At 58.0% G+C, this 379-nt stretch carries 1 protein-coding gene; it reads right to left on the bottom strand.

What is annotated here, in order from left to right:
• Positions 1-379 (bottom strand): tRNA-dihydrouridine synthase (locus tag EVJ34_RS15640; protein WP_201739968.1); only part of this gene is annotated, 379 nt, incomplete at both ends.

The raw sequence follows: 379 nt of genomic DNA, 5'->3' as shown, positions 1-379 counted from the left end.
TTGTTGCGCGCTCTGCCAGTCCCAGATTTCACCGTTGGCAATCACCGGAATATTCAGCCGCTGGCGAATATCGCCAATCGCCTGCCAGTCAATATGCTCCGCGCGGTAACCCTGCTCTTTCGTCCGCCCATGCACCACCAGCTCCGTAGCGCCAGCCTGTTGAACCGCATCGGCGATTTCAAATTTCTTCTCACCGCTGTCCCAGCCCAGACGCACTTTCACGCTGACGGGCAAATGCGCCGGTACAGCTTCACGCATCGCTTTTGCACCCTGGTAGATGAGTTCAGGATCTTTGAGTAACGTCGCCCCGCCGCCGCTACCGTTAACCGTTTTCGACGGGCAGCCGCAATTGAGATCCACGCCCCAGGAACCTAACTCC

The sequence above is a fragment of the Exiguobacterium sp. SL-9 genome (assembly GCF_004336985.1).
Classification (GTDB): Bacteria; Bacillota; Bacilli; order Exiguobacteriales; family Exiguobacteriaceae; genus Exiguobacterium.
This window is presented reverse-complemented; position numbering and strand designations above follow the sequence as displayed.